8 protein-coding genes are annotated in these 6000 nt (G+C 69.9%); 1 reads left to right on the top strand and 7 read right to left on the bottom strand.

Features of this window, described 5'->3' with window-relative positions; genetic code table 11:
- From AB0I54_RS37095 to AB0I54_RS37085, 3 genes are all read right to left on the bottom strand, one after another.
- Nucleotides 1–515: electron transfer flavoprotein subunit beta/FixA family protein (locus AB0I54_RS37095; RefSeq protein WP_363300685.1), on the bottom strand; the 515-nt coding region annotated here is incomplete at its 3' end.
- Nucleotides 516–733: 218 nt separating this feature from the next.
- Nucleotides 734–1243: a flavin reductase family protein gene (locus AB0I54_RS37090; protein ID WP_363300684.1), complete on the bottom strand. Its 510-nt coding sequence runs from the start codon at nucleotides 1241–1243 to the stop codon at nucleotides 734–736.
- Between the two features lie 193 nt (nucleotides 1244–1436).
- Nucleotides 1437–1805 (bottom strand): thioredoxin family protein, encoded by a 369-nt coding sequence (locus AB0I54_RS37085; RefSeq protein WP_363300683.1) that lies wholly within the window; start codon nucleotides 1803–1805, stop codon nucleotides 1437–1439.
- Nucleotides 1806–2018: 213 nt separating this feature from the next.
- Between AB0I54_RS37085 and AB0I54_RS37080 the strand changes: the two genes are divergently transcribed.
- Nucleotides 2019–2747 (top strand): lysophospholipid acyltransferase family protein, encoded by a 729-nt coding sequence (locus tag AB0I54_RS37080; protein ID WP_363300682.1) that lies wholly within the window; start codon nucleotides 2019–2021, stop codon nucleotides 2745–2747.
- A gap of 49 nt (nucleotides 2748–2796) precedes the next feature.
- Here AB0I54_RS37080 and AB0I54_RS37075 read toward each other — a convergent pair whose 3' ends face one another.
- From AB0I54_RS37075 to AB0I54_RS37060, 4 genes are all read right to left on the bottom strand, one after another.
- Nucleotides 2797–3489 (bottom strand): phenylalanine--tRNA ligase beta subunit-related protein, encoded by a 693-nt coding sequence (locus AB0I54_RS37075; RefSeq protein ID WP_363300681.1) that lies wholly within the window; start codon nucleotides 3487–3489, stop codon nucleotides 2797–2799.
- A gap of 10 nt (nucleotides 3490–3499) precedes the next feature.
- A complete protein-coding gene (locus AB0I54_RS37070; protein WP_363300680.1) occupies nucleotides 3500–4093 on the bottom strand; it encodes a transglutaminase family protein in 594 nt (197 codons plus the stop codon).
- Nucleotides 4094–4168: 75 nt separating this feature from the next.
- Complete coding sequence (locus AB0I54_RS37065) at nucleotides 4169–5239, bottom strand: low specificity L-threonine aldolase (protein WP_363300679.1); 1071 nt, start codon at nucleotides 5237–5239, stop codon at nucleotides 4169–4171.
- Complete coding sequence (locus AB0I54_RS37060; protein WP_363300678.1) at nucleotides 5236–5991, bottom strand: SDR family NAD(P)-dependent oxidoreductase; 756 nt, start codon at nucleotides 5989–5991, stop codon at nucleotides 5236–5238. The genes AB0I54_RS37065 and AB0I54_RS37060 overlap by 4 nt, the downstream gene beginning before the upstream one ends.
- Nucleotides 5992–6000 lie beyond the last annotated feature (9 nt).

The raw sequence follows: 6000 nt of genomic DNA, 5'->3' as shown, positions 1-6000 counted from the left end.
GCCTCGAGCTGCTCGGAGGCGGCGTCGCCGTCACGGCGGCCCTTGACCGTGCCGTCCTCGACGGAGACCTCGGACAGCAGGGTGACCTGCGGGACACCCAGGCGCTCGGCCAGCAGGGCGGGAACCACACCGGCGGTGCCGTCGGTGGAGGCCATGCCGGAGACGACCAGGTCGAAGCCGGCCTTCTCGATCGCCTTCGCCAGCACCAGCGAGGTGCCGATGGCGTCGGTGCCGTGCAGGTCGTCGTCCTCGACGTGGATGGCCTTGTCCGCGCCCATCGACAGCGCCTTGCGCAGCGCGTCCTTGGCGTCCTCCGGGCCGACGGTCAGAACGGTGACCTCGACGTCGTCGTCGGAGTTCTCGGAGATCTGCAGCGCCTGCTCGACCGCGTACTCGTCCAGCTCGGAGAGCAGACCGTCCACGTCGTCGCGGTCGACGGTCAGGTCATCGGCGAAGTGCCGGTCGCCAGTGGCGTCGGGCACGTACTTCACAGTGACAACGATCCTCAAGCTCACGCCGGCTCTCCTACTGCATCGTCATTTCTGGGCTGCCTCTTGCAGGCAGCATAGGCGCCTGAAGCGGCCGATCCCGGTCGGGGCGGCCGCGCGCTCCGAACGAAATATTACTCGTCAGTACACCCAGTTCATTCCCGCTAAGCAAGCGCTTTGAACTGTGACCTTCGCAACGCAGCGTAACCGGAATCCGACTCCCGCGCAGTCCGGACGGACAGTGATCAATCCCGCAGACCGTTGAACCGCCCCTGGTGGTACAGGAGCGGCCGGCCCGTGCCCGCGGGATCGCCCAGGACGACCTCGGCGAGCACGATGCGGTGGTCCCCGGCGGGCACACGGCCCACGATCCGGCAGACCAGCCACACGAGGACGTCGTCGAGCACGGGTACGCCCTCGGGCCCTTCACGCCAGGCGGTGGGCGCGCCGAAACGGTCGGCGCCGCTGCGGGCGAAGGTGGCGGCCAGCTCCCTCTGATGCTCACCGAGCACATGGACGCCGACGTGGTCGGCCGTCGATATGACCGGCCAACTGGAGGCGCCGGCGCCGATGCCGAACGAGAGCATCGGCGGGTCGGCCGAGACGGAGGTGAGGGAGGTGGCGGTGAAGCCGACCGGTCCCCCGGCGCCTTGGGCTGTGATCACCGCGACACCGGCGGCATGCCTCCGGAAGGCGGAGCGCAGCAGATCGGGGGAGGCGAGCTGGGGGGAGCGGAGGTCGGGCGTGGCCGTCATGGAGTTGTCCTTCTGCGAAAGGGGATGTGCAGGTCCGTTGCTGCTCAACAGCCCGGACAGCGCGCGCTCGCGGTACGCGCGAGGTCGACGTGGACCCGCCCGAAGAGAAGGATTTCCGTTGCCATGGGGTCAGGCTGACGATAGGTGGCGTACACAGTCAAGTGCGTTCCGGGATATGGGAGGTGCCTCACCGTCATCCGCACGGCCGTCGGACCGCCTCTCCCAGCGCCGCTATCACGTCGGCCTTGCGGGGCTGTCCGACCGCACGCCGCACCACCCGTCCGTCCGCGTCGAGGACCAGCACGGTGGGTGTCTTGAGGACCTCCCACGCGCGTACGAGGTCCAGCCGGGACTCGGCGTCGATCTCGATGTGCGTGACGCCGGGCACCATCCGGGCCACGTCGGCCAGGATGCGCCGGGTCGCCCGGCAGGGCGCGCAGAAGGCGCTCGAGAACTGCACGAGCGTGGCCCGCTCCCCGAGCTCGCCGCCCAACTCGGCGGCCCCGAGCCGCTCGTCCCGCCCGCGCACCCGCAGCCTCCCGCTCCGTCGACGTCCGGTCATCACCCGTACCAGCATTCACGAGACTGCTACGGCGACCCAAAAGCCGAGGTCGATCGTAGGCCGACGTGACGAGGATCTCGCCGAACCGCGGCACCAGGACTGGCTACCCGTCCGTTCTTCGGGCACGATCTGCGAGACGCCGTAAACCTACGGCTCCGTAACTTCCCGCCGGGAACCCTTTCCCAGGCAGAGCAGAAAGGGTCCACCCCGCCCATGGCAGAGCTGGTCTACCGTCCCGTCGTCGGTCTCGCCCTGACGATGTTCAAGGCCTGGGACCTCAAGATCGACTGCAAGGGCTCGGAGAACATCCCGCGCTCGGGCGGCGCCGTGCTGGTGAGCAATCACATCAGCTACCTGGACTTCATCTTCAACGGCCTGGCGGCCCTCCCGCAGAAGCGTCTGGTGCGCTTCATGGCGAAGGATTCGGTCTTCCGCCACAAGATCTCCGGTCCGCTGATGCGCGGGATGAAGCACATCCCGGTGGACCGCAAGCAGGGCGAGGCGGCGTACGCGCACGCGCTCGACTCGCTGCGCTCCGGCGAGATCATCGGTGTCTTCCCGGAGGCGACGATCTCGCAGTCCTTCACCCTGAAGAGCTTCAAGTCGGGCGCCGCGCGCCTGGCCCAGGAGGCGGGCGTCCCGCTCGTCCCGATGGCGGTGTGGGGCACGCAGCGGCTGTGGACCAAGGGGCACCCGCGCAACTTCAGGCGCAGCCACACCCCGGTCACGATCCGCGTCGGCGAAGCGCTCGAGGCCTCCCGCGAGCAGTACGCGGGCGCCATCACCCGCCGGCTGCGCGAGACGGTCCAGGAGCTGCTGGAGGCCGCCCAGCGCGCCTACCCCGCACGCCCCAAGGGCACGGAGGACTCCTGGTGGCTCCCGGCCCACCTGGGCGGCACGGCCCCGACGCAGGAGCAACTGAAGGCCGCCGAGGCACGCTGACACGCCCGGGCGGACAGATCGCTGCGCCGACCGGCCGCGTACCCGCAGGTCAGGCAGGGGCGTGCGGTGTGATCCGGGCGCCGGGGCTGAACTTCTCCAGCAGTTCGGCCAGTTCGGCGGCGGCCGCCTCGGCCTCGCCGACCGGCAGGGGCGCGAGGGTCTCCAGCAGGAAGATGCCGGAGGTCGTCCGCTCGGTGAGCCGGGTGCGCGGGCCCTGGCGCCAGTTCCAGCGGCGGCAGGTCACCCCGATGCCGTCGCGCCACACCACCTCGCCCGCGTCGGGGTGTTCGACGACCTCCTCGCCCCCGGCGACGGTCACGAAGTCCTCGTCGCCCGTGGCACGCACGAGACGCATCGCGCCCTCGATGCGGTCGATGTCCTCGCCGCCGACCGGGATGAGATGGGCCACGCTGATCGCGTTGTAGAGGTCGACCAGCAGATTGATGCGGGGCAGACCGGCGTCCGACAGCGCCCGCTTGGCCAGCGCCTCGGCCGAATTGCGGGTGCGGGAGGGCTTCGAGCCGAACGCCGTGTACACCTCGCGCCAAGCCACCATGTGCGGGTCCTCGTGCGGAGCGCGGCCGTCGAGGCGTGCGGCCAGGCGGCGGGCCGCGTCGTCCAGGAGCGCGGAACTCGCCTCGGTGCTGGGCCCGTTGACCAGGCCGTGCGCTTCGATCGCGACATGCGTGAAGCCGGGCGCGAGGGCGCGCACCTCGTCGGACACGGTGAGCGTGAGAGTCATCTGCCTCGCCTCAGAGTGCGGTGGGAAGCGTCTTCCACAGATACGGCCGGTCGGGCGCCGCTTTCAGGGCGCCGAGCACGACCGGGTGAGGTTCAGCGTACAGGACCGGATAGTCCACCTCATTGGACCCCGGATCGGGCACCCAGGCCAGCCGTTCCCCGTCGAGGGAGAACTGCGCGTCGACCCCCGGCTTGTTCCCGCGCGGATCCTGCCGGTGCCATGCGCCGTGGAACCGTACGGCGATCAGCCTGTGCACGACATGGCCGGCACCGTCCTCGTCGGCCAGTCGCTGGTAGCAGAGCGCGGCGGGAATGTCCTCGGCCCGCAGCAACGCGGTCAGCGCGTGCGCCTTCGCGTAACAGATGCCGGTGCGCCGCGCGAGGACGTCGGAGGCGCGCCAGGTGACCCTCAGGTCGCCGGAGTCCTGTGAGTGCGGGATCGTGTCGCGCACGAACTCGAAGGCGGCTCGCGCATAGGCATACGAGTCGGGAACGCCCTCGGCGAGGCGGGCAGCCGTCTCGCGCACCAGCGGATGGTCATGGTCGATGACCTCGTCGGCGGCCAGATAGGCGGAAAGGTCGGGGGTGTTCTGGATCAGCTCCATGCCCGCAGAGCATAGGAATGCGATCACCCGATAGTCAATGACTTTTCAGGTGACCGCATATCTATGCACACTCTGCTAGTGCGCCATCTCCTCCTTGAGCGCCGCCACGAACGCGTCCACGTCGTCCTCGGTCGTGTCGAAGGAGCACATCCAGCGCACGACCCCCGCGGCCTCGTCCCAGAAGTAGAACCGGAACCGCTTCTGCAGCCGCTCGCTCACGTCGTGCGGGAGCTGCGCGAAGACGCCGTTGGCCTGCACCGGGTAGAGGATCTCCACCCCGTGCACCGCGCGCACACCCTCCGCGAGGCGCTGGGCCATCGCGTTGGAGTGGCGGGCGTTGCGCAGCCACAGGTCCTTGGCGAGCAGCGCCTCCAGCTGCACCGACACGAAGCGCATCTTGGAGGCGAGCTGCATGGACAGCTTGCGCAGATGCTTCATGTGGCTGACGGCGTCCTGGTTGATGACCACGACCGCCTCGCCGAACACGGCGCCGTTCTTCGTCCCGCCCAGGGACAGGATGTCGACGCCGACCGCGTTGGTGAAGGTCCGCATGGGGACGTTCAGGGAGGCGGCCGCGTTGGCTATCCGGGAGCCGTCCAGATGCACCTTCATGCCGTGCGCATGGGCGTGCTCGCAGATCGCGCGGATCTCGTCCGGCGTGTAGAGGGTGCCGAGCTCCGTGCTCTGGGTGATCGAGACGACCTGCGGCATCGCCCGGTGCTCGTCCTCCCAGCCGTACGCCTGCCGGTCGATCAGCTCGGGCGTGAGCTTGCCGTCGGGCGTGGGCACGGTGAGCAGCTTGAGGCCGCCCATGCGCTCGGGGGCGCCGCCCTCGTCGACGTTGATGTGCGCGCTCTCGGCGCAGATCACCGCGCCCCAGCGGTCGGTGACCGCCTGGAGCGCGACGACGTTGGCGCCGGTGCCGTTGAAGACCGGGAAGGCCTCCGCGGTGGAGCCGAAGTGGCTGCGGATGATCCGCTGGAGGTTCTCGGTGTAGTCGTCCTCGCCGTAGGCGACCTGATGGCCGCCGTTGGCCAGCGTCAGGGCGGCGAGCACCTCCGGGTGCGCTCCGGCGTAGTTGTCACTGGCGAAACCGCGGACCTCGGGGTCGTGGTGGCGACGCGCGTCGGTCCTGGGAGGGTTCACGGCCTGTCGGTCAGCCACAGACGGTTTCCGTTCAATTCCGCGGCGGACTTGCTCCAGACGCCCTCGATGGCCTCGGCCAGGTCCTTGACGTCCGTGAAGCCCGCGAACTTCGCGTTGGGGCGCTCGGCGCGCATCGCGTCGTGCACCAACGCCTTCACCACCAGGATCGCAGCCGCCGACGTCGGGCCCTCGGCGCCCTCCGAGATCCCGGCCTTGCGGAAGTAGTCGGCCATGGCCAGCGTCCACGCCTCGGCGGCGGCCTTGGCGGCTGAGTACGCGGCGTTGCCCGCGGTCGGCTTGCTCGCGCCCGCAGCGCTGATCAGCACGTACCGCCCCCGCTCGCTGCGCTGCAGCGCCTCGTGGAAGGCGAGGGAGGTGTGCTGCACGGTCTTGACGAGCAGCAGCTCCAGGAAGTCCCAGTCGTCGAGACTGGTCTTGGTGAAGGTCTCACTGCCGCGCCAGCCGCCGACGAGGTGGACCAGGCCGTCGACACGGCCGAAGTCCTTCTCGATGTGGGCGGCCCAGTCACGGGTGGACTGCAGGTCGAGCAGGTCCACGGTGTCGCCGGTGACGGTGGCGCCGCCGGACGCGTAGCGCGCCGCGTCCACGGCCTCCGACAGCCGCTCGGCGTCGTTGTCGGCGCCGACGACGGTCGCGCCCGCCTCGGCCAGTCGCAGCAGGGTCGCCCGGCCGGCCGGACCGCCCGCGCCGGCCACCGCGATCACCGCACCGCTGAGAGCCCCGTTCCCCATCTTTCTCGC

Source organism: Streptomyces sp. NPDC050625 (assembly GCF_040654755.1).
Classification (GTDB): Bacteria; Actinomycetota; Actinomycetes; order Streptomycetales; family Streptomycetaceae; genus Streptomyces.
The sequence above is the reverse complement of the archived record's forward strand: the minus strand, read 5'-3'. Positions and strand labels throughout refer to the sequence as shown.

Excerpts from the sequence above, each read along its gene's own strand:
- AB0I54_RS37070 (WP_363300680.1), bottom strand. The coding sequence starts at position 4,093 with ATGGAGCTGATCCAGAACACCCCCGACCTTTCCGCCTATCTGGCCGCC.
- AB0I54_RS37080 (WP_363300682.1), top strand. The coding sequence starts at position 2,019 with ATGGCAGAGCTGGTCTACCGTCCCGTCGTCGGTCTCGCCCTGACGATG.
- AB0I54_RS37085 (WP_363300683.1), bottom strand. The coding sequence starts at position 1,805 with ATGACCGGACGTCGACGGAGCGGGAGGCTGCGGGTGCGCGGGCGGGAC.
- AB0I54_RS37090 (WP_363300684.1), bottom strand. The coding sequence starts at position 1,243 with ATGACGGCCACGCCCGACCTCCGCTCCCCCCAGCTCGCCTCCCCCGAT.
- AB0I54_RS37075 (WP_363300681.1), bottom strand. The coding sequence starts at position 3,489 with ATGACTCTCACGCTCACCGTGTCCGACGAGGTGCGCGCCCTCGCGCCC.
- AB0I54_RS37060 (WP_363300678.1), bottom strand. The coding sequence starts at position 5,991 with ATGGGGAACGGGGCTCTCAGCGGTGCGGTGATCGCGGTGGCCGGCGCG.